This window comes from Pediococcus parvulus (genome assembly GCF_964063155.1).
GTDB classification, from domain to species: Bacteria; Bacillota; Bacilli; order Lactobacillales; family Lactobacillaceae; genus Pediococcus; species Pediococcus parvulus.
This window is the reverse complement of record NZ_OZ061292.1, coordinates 228,064-243,856: the sequence shown is the minus strand read 5'-3', so window position 1 is coordinate 243,856 and position 15,793 is coordinate 228,064. Positions and strand designations below refer to the sequence as shown.

General features: G+C 38.5%; 11 protein-coding genes and 1 pseudogene. 4 read left to right on the top strand and 8 right to left on the bottom strand.

Annotation, left to right across the window (positions count from 1 at the left end):
• Positions 1–68: 68 nt before the first annotated feature.
• The 4 genes from AB3217_RS01155 to AB3217_RS01140 all read right to left on the bottom strand — a co-directional run bounded on the left by AB3217_RS01155 (position 69) and on the right by AB3217_RS01140 (position 8,480).
• Positions 69–1,493: a SpaA isopeptide-forming pilin-related protein gene (locus tag AB3217_RS01155; protein WP_367365534.1), complete on the bottom strand. Its 1,425-nt coding sequence runs from the start codon at positions 1,491–1,493 to the stop codon at positions 69–71.
• A gap of 146 nt (positions 1,494–1,639) precedes the next feature.
• The gene (locus AB3217_RS01150) at positions 1,640–4,210 is read right to left on the bottom strand and encodes a collagen-binding domain-containing protein (RefSeq protein ID WP_367365143.1); all 2,571 of its coding nucleotides are present in this window, start codon (positions 4,208–4,210) and stop codon (positions 1,640–1,642) included.
• A gap of 288 nt (positions 4,211–4,498) precedes the next feature.
• The gene (locus AB3217_RS01145) at positions 4,499–5,779 is read right to left on the bottom strand and encodes a NupC/NupG family nucleoside CNT transporter (protein ID WP_367365533.1); all 1,281 of its coding nucleotides are present in this window, start codon (positions 5,777–5,779) and stop codon (positions 4,499–4,501) included.
• A 322-nt stretch (positions 5,780–6,101) separates the two neighbouring features.
• Complete coding sequence (locus AB3217_RS01140; protein ID WP_057784413.1) at positions 6,102–8,480, bottom strand: ATP-dependent DNA helicase; 2,379 nt, start codon at positions 8,478–8,480, stop codon at positions 6,102–6,104.
• A 126-nt stretch (positions 8,481–8,606) separates the two neighbouring features.
• On the opposite strand from AB3217_RS01140, the gene AB3217_RS01135 reads away from it, so the two are divergent.
• On the top strand, positions 8,607–9,218 hold the full coding sequence (locus AB3217_RS01135) for a C40 family peptidase (protein ID WP_057784412.1): 612 nt from the start codon (positions 8,607–8,609) through the stop codon (positions 9,216–9,218).
• Between the two features lie 84 nt (positions 9,219–9,302).
• Here the strand turns inward: AB3217_RS01135 and AB3217_RS01130 are convergent, their stop codons facing one another.
• The gene (locus AB3217_RS01130; protein WP_068806670.1) at positions 9,303–9,878 is read right to left on the bottom strand and encodes a hypothetical protein; all 576 of its coding nucleotides are present in this window, start codon (positions 9,876–9,878) and stop codon (positions 9,303–9,305) included.
• 203 nt (positions 9,879–10,081) lie between these two features.
• Here AB3217_RS01130 and AB3217_RS01125 point away from each other — a divergent pair, with 203 nt between their 5' ends.
• The 3 genes from AB3217_RS01125 to AB3217_RS01115 are packed head-to-tail and all read left to right on the top strand — an operon-like array spanning position 10,082 to position 11,686.
• On the top strand, positions 10,082–10,375 hold the full coding sequence (locus tag AB3217_RS01125; RefSeq protein ID WP_057784410.1) for a hypothetical protein: 294 nt from the start codon (positions 10,082–10,084) through the stop codon (positions 10,373–10,375).
• Positions 10,323–10,832, top strand: coding sequence for an ABC transporter transmembrane domain-containing protein (locus AB3217_RS01120; RefSeq protein WP_084254291.1), 510 nt, complete (start codon positions 10,323–10,325; stop codon positions 10,830–10,832). The genes AB3217_RS01125 and AB3217_RS01120 overlap by 53 nt, the downstream gene beginning before the upstream one ends.
• Complete coding sequence (locus AB3217_RS01115) at positions 10,814–11,686, top strand: ATP-binding cassette domain-containing protein (RefSeq protein ID WP_367365532.1); 873 nt, start codon at positions 10,814–10,816, stop codon at positions 11,684–11,686. The genes AB3217_RS01120 and AB3217_RS01115 overlap by 19 nt, the downstream gene beginning before the upstream one ends.
• 166 nt (positions 11,687–11,852) lie before the next feature.
• Here AB3217_RS01115 and AB3217_RS01110 read toward each other — a convergent pair whose 3' ends face one another.
• The 3 genes and pseudogenes from AB3217_RS01110 to fetB form a co-directional block, all read right to left on the bottom strand.
• Positions 11,853–13,283: a C69 family dipeptidase gene (locus AB3217_RS01110; protein ID WP_367365531.1), complete on the bottom strand. Its 1,431-nt coding sequence runs from the start codon at positions 13,281–13,283 to the stop codon at positions 11,853–11,855.
• 176 nt (positions 13,284–13,459) lie between these two features.
• Positions 13,460–14,903, bottom strand: a pseudogene (locus tag AB3217_RS01105) (APC family permease).
• Between the two features lie 114 nt (positions 14,904–15,017).
• Entirely contained in the window at positions 15,018–15,791 is a 774-nt protein-coding gene (gene fetB, locus AB3217_RS01100; protein ID WP_057784405.1) for an ABC transporter permease, read from the bottom strand.
• Positions 15,792–15,793 lie beyond the last annotated feature (2 nt).

Sequence of the window (15,793 nt, the reverse complement as noted above, 5' to 3'; positions counted from 1 at the left end):
TGTATGACAATAAGGATGAACAAGCATCCTTATTGTTGAAACTTTATGTGGTAAAAATTAGTTAGCGATTAAGCTAATTTGTTTTTACGTGATTTGTAGTAATAGTATCCAGATCCACCCATCAATACTGCACCGATAAGGACGAATACCCAGATTCCCATACCACCAGTGATTGGAAGACCATATGTTGAGTTTTCGATTTCTTTTGCTGCAGCAGCTTCAGAAGTTTCACTAATTGTAAATGAAATTGTCTTATCTAATGGTGCATATCCATCTGGAGCTTTTGTTTCTTCAAGATAATATGTGCCATAAGGCATTGATGGAATATTAAAGCCACCCTTTACTCCTGTGTCACCTGAAGTAAACTTAGTCGCTTTTTCTGTTGTATCTACCCATCCGACGAATTTATTGGCTTCAAATTTTGCACATTTTCCTGCTCCAATTGTTGAATTATTGGTTACATAGAATTCAGCACCGTTTAAGGCACTACGATCGTCTCCATCCACTTTCAGAAAGTCTTTTTCACCAAAAACTAAATAGTTTTTTACAGAAAAGGTCCAAACACCATTTACTTGATTTACTGTTACGTCATCAGGAGTACTGCTGGTAATTGAGATATTACCTTGTGAAACTTTAAACTTAATTACTGCAGGCGTATAACCATCCACTTCTGTTTCCGTTAATGTATAGTTACCTGCTGATAAATTTTTAATTTTCAAAATACCGTTTTCATCAGTAGAAGCTTCTACAGGTTCAAAGTTAGTCGAACCATCTTTAGTTAAGGTAAATTCAATATTCTCTTTAAGTTCAAATTCACCTGGTTGATCTTTATCTTCCATTTTCTTTTCTAATTCCGGATCCGTTTTAGGTACCGTATTTTTAGCGTATAAATGCACCGTTTTTCCGGTTGCAGCCGCTAATGGAAGACTAAAAACAGTTGGAATTGCTTTAGAAGTTGTATGATCTGTATCAATATATGTTTCCAGAATCATATACTTACCGTTATTTGTAATATTGGTAAAATTAAACAGATTATCATTGATTTCAGATGTTCTGGAATCAATAGTCTGGATAGGAGCTGATACTCCTAAATCAGCTAACAACTCATCTTGTTCTCCGTCAAAGTTCAAAATATATTGTTGAAATGCATTGAATGCTTTTCCATCATCTTCATATGATGGCGTTGTACTTTTCTTTTTCCAAGCATCAAAGGCTGCATCTACACTGTAGATAGAAAATGCAACATCCCCATCGTCTTCTCGATTCCAATTTGTATAATCATCAAGATTATCTAACTCAGCACCAGTATTTGTAATATCTTTGGCGTCTTTACCTCTGATCATTTCATGCAAACTGACGGTAACCTTATCATCTGTTTCTGCCGCACTTACGCTTTTCACGCTAGTCATTCCCAGTGCTAATGGTGCCATTGCTGCCATAACCAACAGTCCTGCTCCGAGCTTCTTGAAGAGCCCTTTTTTCGTTGATTTCATATATTCTTCCTCCTCGTATTCTAGCTATTACCCTCTTTGATTTTTTGCTTACAGCCGTTGAAAACTTGTTCTATTATCTTTGTTGAAAAAATTTTATCCGCGCCGTTCCAATACCAGTGGGAGAATAATCCAATTATCCATTTGCTCTACCTCACTTTTTTCCGATACATCCACATGCCGGAAGCCAGTACCATCAAGCCAACTAGAATAATAATGAGGTTACCTATACCACCAGTTATTGGCATAGTTGGTGCAGTTAAATGATTATTGAAAGTCACTAATGTTGAATCGCCATCAATGACTGAGAGATCAATTTCAATCGATTTTTGACTCTCTTGAGTATCATTATTGTATGTGATGTCCGTTTTATAACCATCTGCTTCAACTTCTGTCACAGTTACTTTGGCATCTTCTGGGAGATCCTTAATTGTGACAGTTTGACCAGCGGTAAGTTCAATTGGAGAAGTCGATTCACCATCCGAATTAAACGTGATTTCCTGTTCATCGTTGCCAATTGTGTATTTATAGATACCTTCTTTTGCGGGATCAATCTTCAAGTCAAACTTAAACTTAGTATCATCCGGAACAGCACCAGAGACTGTTTTTTTGATTTGAAGATCCTTGGTTCCTGGTTCTTCCTCGGTAAATTTGTTCACATAATCTACAAGCTGACTCTCACCTTTGTCTACGGTTCCCATCACAATTTTGCCAGTGAATTTTCCATCAATAGTTGTTCCGGGATCCGTGTTAAATGTAATTGATGTGCTTGTAAATGGACCATCAGTTTCCTCAATCGAGAATTTTGATCCATCTGGTACAACTAAGGAAACGAACTGTTCATGTCCCAAGGTAATTGTCTCAGATTCCCCGTTTACAAATCGAAGCTCACGATCTGTGCTTTCACCACTAACACGCATTTTTAAAACACCTGTAAAATTCGGTTCATCTAATCTCGTAATAACAAACTGGAATTTTTCTTGTTTATTCTCGTCACTACCTTCAATCGTTTTTCGTAGAACTAATCTCGTTTCTTCCGGTTCGGGTTCTACCTCGGTAGTTGGATTGTACGTCCAAGAATGTGTTTCGGCAGATGAGCCAGTATATGTGTTAGCCACAATTGTTCCATTAAAGTTCGTTGTACTAGTAACTTCTTGAGTTGGTGCTAAAATCGATCCAAAGAATATACTACCCACCAGTTGAACTTTTTTTACATCTTCTGGAATTACCCATAAAATTGAATAATTAAATCTTTGATTCTCTCCGGCTTCAGGGTCAGAGCCAACTCCTACACCATCAACAAAAATTTTCATGTCTGATGCGCCCAGTCCGCCATCCGCTTGAGGCGTCGCAATAAAAATTAAATTTTGATCATCTCGTAATCTAATATCTAATTCTTTTCCTGCTATTTGCGCATTACTTACTTTGATAACAAAAGTGTTTTGTACAGCTTCGTCTTCAAAGTTTAATGTCAACTTATTGCCATCTGTTGTCAGATAACGTGTGTCATCAAAATCAATTGCATACGGAGTTCTTGCTAACTCGTTACGAGTCTGATGAAGCGTGGCAAGCGTACTAGTTACATCAATCCAGTTTCCATTGATAGCCGCTCCAGTAATCGTATTACCAGAGTTTTGATACTGATATTCGACTCTTCCTGTATTTAATGGTCCACCAGTCAAAAAAGTTTGTGCACCATTATTAATATCAGTCAAAGAATGGTCATTTCCGAAAACGGCAGCTCTCATAGTAATTCGATCTCGTCGACCATCATATGAGTTTACATAACTAGTTTCTTGCCAACGCGTGTCACGCTTCTCATTACCAATTTCGGCATGACTTGTTAATGAGTTAACCGCAATGTTTCCACTTGTATGAGCTTGCCCCCCATTAGCAAAATTTTCCGCAAAAATATGGAAATTTGCTGCAATTCCTAATGGATTTCCTGTTCTATCTGGTAGTGTAGGAATTGGGATTTGTTCTAGTGGTCGCGTTGTTTTAGTTTGCCCACTTTTTGTAGCTTTCGTTGCCTTTGAAGTCGCATCTGTGGCATCCGCATCATCTGATTCAGATTCGCTCTCACTGCTATCCTGTTTAGTTTCGGATTCAGTTTCTGATTCTTTTTCAGTTGATGTACTATCAGCAGATTCTGCTTTTTCATTTTCAACAGGTGCTAAAAATGATAAGCTTCCAAAGTTTACTGCTTGCGTTAAGCCACTAAACTGCATTTGGATATCTGCCTTAAAATCTTCCGCAATCGTTTGAATTTCCAACGGCAAGGTGATTTCGTAGTCAAACACTTGATCATCTGCAATGTTTTCAAATTCAGACTTGTTCCATTTCAACATGTAACTACTAAATTCAGAGCTATATTTATAACTCATTTTAGGTGCCGTTGAAAATGTGCCATTCACAACTTCGGGCGTAATTTCTTGGGTTGTACTCGACAATTTTAATGTGTCGGTTCCCAACAACTTCAGGACTGTACCATCATTCTCTCGTGCCTGTTTTCCAGTCATCTTCAAGTGAAACTTGGCATTCACTTGTTTATCAGCATCAACCTCCTCCAACTTTTCATCATTTTCGTTCGTTAGTTCTGTCTCCGTAATTCTAAACTGGTCAGTTTGATCTTCTTCGGCAAAGGCTCCCGTGGCAGGGTACCCAATTCCAAAAAGTAGCAAGCCAACCATTAGAACCGAGTAGATCTTCCTAATGGTCATACAGCTATCCCTCCTAAAACACGAAACGGCAACGTTCAAATTTATCACAGTAATCTTATGGTTCCTATTACTTTAATTTGAGCATAGCAAGCGTTTTATATTTATTGCAAATTTAATCTATATTAACCATAATTTAGATCTAATTATCATTTACATAAAGTAAGCGTTTTATAAAAATATGTAAAAAAATAGTGAATATTCTGCCAAAATTTCTCAAAGGCACGATTATTCACTACTTTTACATTGTTTTGTGACAGTTTTTAGATATCTGTCACTTTATTACTCATTTTACCAACTAAACAGGCCAACCACGCCGGCCGACATTAACGAAACTAGCACACCAGATAACAGCATGTAGCCCACGTTTTTAGAGATCACATCGTTCTTTTTACGATCCACGATTCCCTTGAACGCTCCGATAACCATTCCGGTAGTTGAAAGGTTCGCAAACGAAGTTAAGAAGACAGTCAACATTGCTTTGAAATGAGGGGCATAAGATTGCACAACAGGTGAAACTTTTCCCATCACCACGAATTCATTGGTAACTAATTTGGTTCCCATGAATTGGGCAAACTTGAAGGCTGTTGGCACATCTAATCCTAAAAGCCAAGCAAATGGGAACATGATAACTCCCAAAATATTTTCCAAAGTTAGCCAAGGTGCGATTAACTGCATGCCAGAATCGATTAATTTAGCTAACGCCACAAAGGCAATCACGTTCGCTAAAATAATCAAAACCAGTTTACCGGCACCTAAAATTGAATCACCCAAGAATGAGAAGAATGGTTCTTTTTTAGGTTTGGCATCAGCCTTAACTTGATCTTCAGCTAATTCTTCGGAGCCACTTGGATCAGTTGTTTGCGTATTTTCAGCAACTTGCGCACTGCTACCAATTTTAGCAATAACATCTTCTTCAGGTGTCACCGTAACAGGATTCAAAATAATCGTCACAATAATTGCATTCACAATATTAATTGGCACTGCGGCAATGACATACTGGCCGGGCATCATTTGCATGTAAGCACCCAGAATTGAGGCCGTCACACAACTCATCGACATCATGGCAATGGTTACCAAACGTTGAGCTTTCATCTGTTTCAATTGCAAACTCGAAACAGCGAGCGCTTCAGTATTACCAAGAAACATCATTTCAACTGCGAAGAAAGATTCAAACTTAGGTTGACGGGTAATAAATGCTAATCCGCGGCCAACCCATTTGATCAACCAAGGTAAGAAACCAATGTAAGTCAAGATATCAAACAATGGCACAATCATCAAAATTGGTAATAAGGAACTTGTCACAAAATCCATTTGTTTGACGTTTACCCAGCTAGCCAAGGCAAAACCGATCCCTGAATAGGAAATCTGAACCATCCAGTTAAACGCATCAGCAGCGGCTTTAACACCATCAATACCGATCGAAAAACCAGTTAAGAACCAGGCCAAGAAGACGTTAATAACCAACATGGTAATAACTGAACGCCAATCAACGTGTTTCTTATCTTTGGAGAATAAAAATGCAACGCCGATAAAAACAAGAATACCAAGAATATTAATAAGCAAATACATGTCTGCGGGCTCCCTCTTTCTATGTATAAATCCCAATAATTGCAACGGTCCTTTTATAATATACCGATTATGTAGACCCCTGTAAACAAGAAATATGGATAACCCCTAAATAACTTGGTTTAAACTAAAAAATGAATTGTTTGGGGATTAAATAGCTTGTTCCTTAGAAACCTGGGCGGGAACACAACGGACACAACTTTAAGCCAAAAAAATCTTAAAGATCGACCTTTTTGTTAGTGCTAAAGCACCAACAAAGATTTCGTTGCTAAGCCAGTTTCTATTTTGCAAGCTATTTAGTCTTCAAACAATTCATTTAAATCATTTAGTTCTTTGTTTCACTCAGTCTCTGCCAAAAATTACTGATATTTTTGCCCAGTTGATCGACCGAATACACCCGTTGATAATGTTGCCAGTGGCGAGGAAACAGGTTTGTATAGCGTCGTGAACCAAAGCGGTTATCCATCAACAACACGTTACCGGCATCCTCATTACTGCGAATCAGCCTTCCTGCCGCTTGCAGCACATGATTCATCCCCGGCAATTGATACGCATATTCAAATCCTTTTCCATTTTTGTCATTAAAATAATCACGCAACAAATTGCGCTCATCACTCAAGCCTGGCAACCCAACGCTCACAATCGCCACGCCAATCAAGTAATCGCCCACTAAATCGATCCCCTCCGAAAAAATACCGCCCAGCACACTGAAACCAATCAAGGAATGGGGATAATTTTTCGCAAACGCGTCCAAAAATTCTTTCCGCGCCGTTTCGTCCATTTGATTGCTTTGTTCAATCACATTAAATTGTTGATACTGATCTAAAAATGCATTTTCAATTTGCGTCATATATTTATAGGAGGGACAAAAAATCAAATAGTTTCCTTTTTTGGCGTTAACCATTTCAAAAATACTAGTGACAATACTTTGCACGCTTTTATCCCGTTGATTGTACGTTGTATTGACATACTGTGTGATCAAAATGTTTTGTCGCTGTTCTAAAAACGGTGAGGTTAACTGCAAACTTAAGCCAGTCGTTTCACAGCCTAAAGTTTCTTTGAAATAATCCATTGGCGACAACGTGGCCGAAAAGAAAACCACGCCCCGGCCCATTTTAAGAGACATATCCAAATAAGGACTCGGATCCAAACACAATTCCTTCACACTCACACTTTCATCATCATTCAACGTGACAATGACGCGATAACTTTCGTCGTAGAACGCCGAAATTTTGACGTATCTTAACAAGGTGAAATAGAAATCCAAAATTTGGGAGGTGAACGGCGTTGGTTCTTGTTTAGCTAACCAGTCCGACACAAACGAATTGAATTTTTCTAATCCGTGACGAAAACTATCCAGTTCTTCAGTGGTCACAGCCTTTGTTTTATGTTGTTCAACTAAAGGTAACTTAACTTGGTCAAAAACGGTTTGCACTTTTTTTAGCTGGTTTGAAATTCCCTGGACATCTTCATTTTGGCTGGCATTCTTAGCAGCCTTTAAGAGATTATCAATCTCACGATCATCAACTTCGGCCGTATACATGTCCCGCGATCGTGAAACTAAGTTATGCGCTTCATCGACCAAGAAAAAGTTGCTGTCATCCGGTTGGGAGAAGAAGCGCTGTAAATACACGATTGGATCAAAAAGATAATTGTAATCGCAGATAATGACGTCCATAAAGGTGGAAATGTCTAGCGAAAACTCGAACGGATCCAGCGTATGTTTCTTGGCATATTTTTCAATTGTGGGACGCGTAATTTGGTTTTCGTGCTCAAACACATCCCGAATGCCGTCCTTCAAACGATCATAATAGCCAATCATGTAAGGATTATCTTCAGGAGCCACATCAACCTCCTCAGGAAAAATAATCTTATCTTTGGCGGTCAGTGTAATGCTTTTAATCTGCAGACCTTTATCCACCATGAGTTGGATCCCTTTTTCAGCGACACTTCGCGTACTTTGTTTGGCAGTAAGATAAAATAGCCGATCGCTCAATCCTTCGCCCATGGCTTTAACGGCGGGAAACAAAGTTGAGATAGTTTTACCTGTTCCAGTTGGAGCTTCAACAAAAAGGCGTTTTTTTAGGGCGACTGTTTTATACACCGCAACCGCTAAATCACGCTGACCATTGCGATATTCATCAAACGGAAAGGCCAATTGTTTGATACTTTCGTTGCGTTTCTTACGCCAATCGCTACGCATGACAAGCCAACTACGGTATTCCTCAATCAGACCATCAAAAAAGTCTTGTAGGTCTTCACGCTTATACACATGTTCATTTTGCGTGATTTTGTCAGTTGTTCGCTGGTAATAGGTCAGTCTCAACGTCACTTCGGGCATATCTAAATCGTGCGTCAGAATTGCCCCATAAACTTTGACCTGACTCCAATAAAGTGTGAGTGTGTTTTCCGACAAATCTTCAAAATCAGGATCCGATGTTTTAATTTCTTCAATCACTAAACTATCGTTAGTTTGAATGACACCATCGGCCCGGCCATCAATCACATAGTCTTCCCCCGCCATCGAAACTGTGCGTTTGACGTAGACTTCTTTTTCATAGTTTTCACCGCCTGTTTTTTGCAGTTTGCGATGAATTCGAGCACCTTCGAGGGCTGTGTTTTGGCTGTTACTACTGGAACTGAGGTCGCCGGCACGAAGAACAAACTCCACCAATTGCCGAATTCCAATTTTATTGCCTGCCATTCGTGTCGCACCTCCATCCATTCCGTTTCTGTAATAACTAGACTTACTTTTAAAATATTTTTGTTAAAGTTTCGTAATATTAGCTTGTTATGATTATTAAATCAGTTCAAAAAATAAGGAGTTCACATGAAAACTAAAACCGCACTACCCATTTTACTATTCTTTACAACATTTTTGGCGATCTTCTTCGCCCAATCCAGCATTTCGGCGGACAGCATTAAACCTATCCAAGGAATTCAAGCAACAAGTAATCATACAAGGACACTATCCACTATTAGTCTTAAACAAAAGGGTCAACAAATTAAGGCTGATTCTAAGCCTGAAAAGACAGCCGCTACAAGTGACAAGACTAGCACAGCTAAGTATAGCGATCTAATTAGCTTACTTAAAAAACAGCTTGGCAAAAGCTATGTGTACGGTGCGGTTGGCCCAGACACTTTCGATTGTTCAGGATTAACACAATACATTTTCAAAAACGCGCTCAATAAAACATTGCCTCGAACCGCTCAAGCACAATATAACGCTTTTGATCACGTTTCGCATAGTAATGTAAAACCGGGCGACTTGGTATTTTTCAGTTATAACGGTGGTGCCACCATTGATCATGTGGGAATCGTAGTTTCAGGCGATAACCAAATGATAGATGCACAAGATCGTGGTGTCATTAAGGAAAGCTATATGGCATCTTATTGGAAACCCTATATTGCTGGATATGCCCACGTAACGGATTTGGATTAAACTTCAGCATAACTTATTAGACTTAAAAAACACAATAGACTAGGCAAAATAGCAATATATGCCTGGTCTATTGTGTTTTTATATTTAAAGATCCACATCCATGATAATTTTATTTTCTTTTTTGAAGATATTTTGTAGCTGAATCATTTTGCTGTTTGTAGCTTGTTTATTGTTGCGAAAATCCCAAGACAAATCTAAATAAACAAGTTTGCCATCCATCTGCTTAATCTCCAAAATATGTGGTTTAAGCATCCAGGGCATAAAGACCTCCGGAATATAAGCACCAAACGCCACCACATCCGAAGAATCCTTTACCTCTGTCCTTGAAATAATGCGTGCAGTTTGGATGTTTTCAAACTGAATACTTCTAAAATTATTTTGCTTAGGAAAAAGGATGATATGAAGCTTTTCACCATATGTTTTCATAGGCAAATACCGAATACCGTTTTCTGAAATCATCCACCGATCGTAAAGATGGAAGATATAAGTTGGATAATAAACCAAAAGGAGTGCCAGAATCACACCAACTCCAGCAACTAAAGCTATCCAAAGCGGTACTGACAATGACATTAAGAAAAAAAGGACAATCAAACCCCAAATTGGACTTTTTATCAATGGGGCATAACTTGGTTGACGACCAAAATAAATCTTATCTACCATACTGCTCACTTCTTTCATGCAATCAACTATCTGAACATTTCTATTAATTCACCCTCATTTTAACACGATAGCGTTGAAATGATAACGCTTTCTATGAAAGTTCAGCTTTGGCTTATCGGCATTCTCATCATTTACTCATTTGTTTTTTAACATTGTGCTAAAATAGTTCTAGGATGACAAACATGAAAAGGAAATGATTCATAATGGGGAAGTATCTTAAAGCAAACTGGCAAAAAGTAGCACTTTTAATTTTTTTAATGGCAATCACCGAACTTTTCACTGTTTTAGCGTCTGTTTTTAATGCTAATTCATTAAATGCACTAGTCGCACATAATTTGAAAAACTTTTTTTACCAAATTTTATTTCTTTTACTAGTTTGGGTAGCCGTTATCTTCTTTAGTTACTTAGTGGCTAATTACACTCAAGTAGTTATTCAAGACATCGATATTTCAATTCGCCACCATATCACTAAAAAAAATCGAAAAATTATCTTATAAAGAATTTCACAATAAGAATACTGGTGCTTATGTATCCTGGTTAAACAATGACATCACGATTATCAATTCAAGTGGTCTTAAAAGTCTCTTTACTGTCATCGAAGGTGTTTTTGGTGTCACGTTTGCTCTAATTACTTTGACTACCTACCATTGGAGTTTAACGTTAACGGCAATCGTAATGGCATTCATTATTATTTTGGCACCTAAAATTATGGATCGCCGACTTCAGAACTCAAATGAGGCTTTAACCAAAGAAAACGAACAATTTGTTTCTCAAGTAGAAGACGTTTTATCCGGATTCAATTTTTTATATGCTTTGTTTGCCCTTCCAATGGTCACTCAACACGTTAAAAAAGCATCTTTAGACCTTAAAAAGCGAATGTCCACCTCACTCGAACTCAAACAATTGTACAAATCATCGGATTTACCGGCAACGTCTTGTCACAAGTTCTTTTGATTGGGCTTAGTGGCTTTCTTGCCTTACATGGCTTTGTCAAGATTGGAACTTTAATGGCGGTTGGTGCTTTATCTGGCAATGTGTTCAATAATTTAGGCAACATGAGTACTTATCTAGGCAGTATGCGTGGTGTAAAACCTCTGTTCAGAAAATATGATCAACTAATCCCTTCTGATCGTCTATCAAAGGAAAAAAATACCGTGCCATTAGCACCCAGTGTCGCTGCTATTCAAGCATTGAATGTGTCATTTAAATATCAGGATAAACCAATAATTCGAAATTTTTCTTATACTTTTCTTGCTCAAAAAAAGTACCTAATTCTTGGTGCAAGTGGTACAGGTAAATTAACACTTTTAAAACTAATCGCTGGTTACAATACAGATTTTACAGGTACCCTTTCTTTGTTTGACAAAAACTATCAAGACCTTTCCCAGCAAACAATTCTAAGTCGTATTCTTTATTTGGATCAGCAACCACGGCTATTAAATGCAACGGTTCGGCAAAACTTACAATTGTTAGATCACTTTTCTGAGGAATCACTGGCACAGGTTTTGGTGGAAACAAATCTAATTCAATCATTGACGGATGCACCACAATTTCTAGAAATCAATGTTGGTGAAGACGGAATTAACTTGTCCGGTGGTCAAAAACAACGTCTAGCACTGGCAAGAGGCTTACTACGTCACGATATCAAGATTATTTTAATGGATGAAAGTACTTCCTCAGTTGATGCTAAAACAGCTGCAAAAATTGAAGCCGACTTACTAACTAATTCTAATTTAACGGTAATTATGGTTAGTCATACCCCACATCAAGAAAACATGAAATTATTTGATGATATTATCAGAATGTAAAAGAAAAGAGAGTGGCAAAAAGGCAGTCAGATTCCGGACAATGTCCATTCTTGTGGCGGAAGAATCTGCCTTTTCCCTCACGTTTTAGAAATAATATTCGCGAAGTATAAAGAGGACGGCAAAAGCTATGTTTTTGCCGTCCTCTTTTTTAGTTAGTCCGTTTCAATTACAAATTCTTATCCATATTGAATGTAAGCTTTGATAATCCGGCGCCCTGCACCACAAGGCTGCCAATAAAATCAACAGTTTGTTTACGCATATCTGCGACTAAGGCTTTGTTCTGGGCAGTTAAATAATCAATCAAAGTCTGTTCAGAAAGTTCAGCTGCTTTGTTATCAGTCGTTTCCAAATGACGACGTTGTGTTTCGCGAATAGCAGTTAAGTAATCACGGTCACTTTGCACAAACTTGGAATAATGACTTTCAACCATCATGGATAACGACCGGTACATCCAGTAAGCATCATTGAAATTGAACTTCATTGAAGTGTGCTTGTAAGTATCGTCCGTGTCGGTAGCGTTACTGTAAAACGGCACATAAGGACTGAAAGATGGGACACCGAAGTTCAACCAGTAAATGGAAGAAAGCTCATCAGGGACACCGTTGCGAATTTGTAAAACATGCGAATTTTGCGTTCTATTCATTGAAATTGGCCGGTAACGATATTTGTCCGCACTTTCGCCAGGTGCCAGTGGATCAAACTGTGTTTCGTTGTAGTGGGAACCTAAAATGAATTCAACATCTTCCACCGAAATTTTGTGACCAGTATGACAGATAAATGGTAATTCACCAGATTCTGGATCCTGTTCAATTTCGGGATTTAGATATTTTTGAGCATACCAAACCCGTGGCGTATTGTAATGACGGTCTTTTTCATTAAACGTACCAAAAATATGACGGAAGTTCCATCCCTGATCATCCACGTTTAAGTGATGTTTTTCGACGAACTCCTGAATCCCATCGGCCCACATAAAGTTGTTAGGATCATCAAAATCAACTTGCTGAATAGCCACTTCATTGGCAGCCACCGCATAGGCATCATCCGGAATGCGTTGGCCGACCCAGTAATGACCCGTGACAATTTCCATATACCACACATCATTTTTATCACTAAATAAAATACTGTTTCCGGCATTGGACCCATATTTGGCAATTAAATCTCCAAGCCGCTTAACCCCTGCTTTTGCGGAATCGACATAGGGAAGGACCATAGTTTCCAACGAGTCTTCGCCTAAACCATCTTCGAGTAACGGATCATAAGCTAATGTCCGTTCGTTACCATAAGTGCTTTCAGTGGCACTCACGGCTACGTTTTTTTCATTAATCCCACTCTCATCATTCACACCTTCGTGTAATTGACTCGGATCAGCATCCGGAGTTGCCGTGTACCGATAGCCATTTTCTGGCAATTGAGCTTCAAATCCATTTAATTGTGATTTCAAAACCACTTTTTGCCCTTGAACGGCTGGATGCATATAAAATTTTTTCGGATGAATGGGTAAGTACCGATCCTCATTTCGAGCGATCATGGTTGAGCCATCTAAACTGGCCTTTTTCCCCACTAAAACTGATGTACACATGCTGGTTACTTTGTTCATGTTTCATCGTCTCCATTTCTGTGTTAATATGCCCATTCTACCAGAAAGCAAGCCTAAAAATAAGTCACTGAGATCCTGCTTCATATTCAGGACCGATTTACCAATCTTTCACATCTTGGTGAATAAAATAAGTTTGTCCACAATTAATTTGCGTGACAAACTTATCAAAAGTCTACTTATTTATTTTTATTTCGTCTTGCAATCATTGGCATGATCAAACCAAGTGCAATTAAAACAATTGGTGTCACAATATTCATCCCTAATTGTAAGAACCAGCTGTGTGGATTAGCTGAAAAACTAATCTTTGGTACCATACCCAAAACACAGACAAAAGCGGTAAAAATGAAACACCAAAAACCTAGTAACCAACCAATCGTCTTGTTCTTCACAAACCGATAATCGGAATGGAATTTCGTCATGTGCTTACTCAACAACATAAAGGCAACAAACACCCACAGATAACGAAGCGGCATAACAATTGAATTTAGATTTAAAAGCCAATTATACAGTTCTTGGATGTTTTTAATTCCTAATGCAGGAACCATAATTAGAATACCAACCAGCACACCAGTCATCTTGTAACCATTAATGAAAACACCGTGTTTATTGAGTTTCATCAATGATTTTGGCACATACTGGTCATTATGCCCAGAAAGCAAAATTCGAAGAGGCGCATCAATTGAAACGATTAACGCAGCAATTTGACCTATCGAATTTGTCAGCCCATACGTAATCATCAGGCTGTTTCCAATGTGATAATATTGACCCAATCGCTGGAAAGCACTGTAAGCTCCGTTCATCATTAAATCCTTAGGAATTGCGTTACTATTGAAAATAATCGCCATTCCAATTGAACCTACAATTGCACAAATTCCAACTAGGACTGCTAAAATGATCATTCCGAGTGGAAACTCTCTTGAAGCATTACGCGTTTTGTTAACATATGGCGCAATTTTTTCCGAACCACCAACAGCCAATACCAACATCGATAAAGTGGTAAAGTAACCGAAATTAAAGTTTGGAATATACGTTTTGACACTTGTCAAATGCGGTGTTGCGGCCGTTACATTTGGTAAATGTGGCGCAGCAATCGCTAAAAAGATAAACAGGATGGACATTACAAATGTGGCTAATCCAGCCAATGTCGCAATTACACCCAGTGTGGTAATTCCCTTTGAAGCAACCCACATGAAAAATAGAAAAACAATCAAACATAAAATTGAAAAAATAGCTGTTGAAAAATGACTAAAGTAGGTTCCAGCTCCAGTAAACGCCCAACTGATTGCAATTAAAACATTCTGTGGCTTTTGTGCTAAATAAGGCACATGAACTACCCAATACGTCCATGCCGCAAAGTAAGCTAACCCTCGGGTTGATGTTTCATCAATCCAAGAACTCACACCACCCCCCACTTTTCTTGAAGGTGGATCCCAACTGTCCAACCATCAATGTGTAGGGGATAAAGTAAATAATCAGAATAATAACCCATGACGTAATCACGGATGCACCTTGTTGCGCATAATTATTCACAACGTTGTTAAATCCCCAAACAGTGTTAAACGCGATTAAAGCAATCGTAAACCAGCGAAACTGCTTTGTACTTACATTCGTGTCTCCCAATTTAACCAGCTCCCCATTATATTTATTTTCTTAATTATAGTAGAGAACTGTAGGCGGTTCATGTTAAGTTAGTGAGCGCTTTCACAAGTCACTAATTTCACTCTCATTTTTTTATTATTTTTCTGACGCCAGGTCTTTAAGCTGTTTTCGCGAGTTATAAAAATTGCGATATGCCATATAACAAGCAATCACAGATCCTAAGCTCGTGGCCGACAGTAACATAAATGTCACCATAATTTGGTACTTAATCGCATGCACTGGATCAACACCTGCAAAAATCAAACCGGACATCATCCCCGGCAAACTCACGATCCCAACCGTTTTTGCAGAATCAATGGTTGGGGCCATCCCCGTTTTGATACTTTCCCGCAAAATGCCAATCGACGCATCCCGCAGTGAACCACCCAGTGCTAGTCGTTCTAACACACTCTGCCGTTGATCGCGAAACTGCGTGTTCATACTGCGATAACTAAGACCAATTGCCACCATGGAATTGCTAGCAATCATGCCTGAAATTGGAATAACTTGCGATGGAATCAGTTTGATGGCTCCCGATAAAATTAAGACACCCAGTGTCACTCCTGTGCTGACTAAAATGGCGACAAACGAAATAAGTAATGCGTTAGTCATCCCGTTGCTACGTTTCTGAGCATTCCAAGATGCATTAAAAATAATGATGAGCAACATCGCCAACGTCAAAATAACGTTGTTCACTTTGAAAATATACTTCAACAAATAACCAACAACAAACAGTTGAATGACTGCCCGAATGACACCAATAATAATTTCACGATCAATACCTAGTTTTTCACGATAACCAATCCACAGCGCAATCATTACTAATAACATGGCTAAGGTAAGCGACCAATTATTCACATCTAAATTCATTT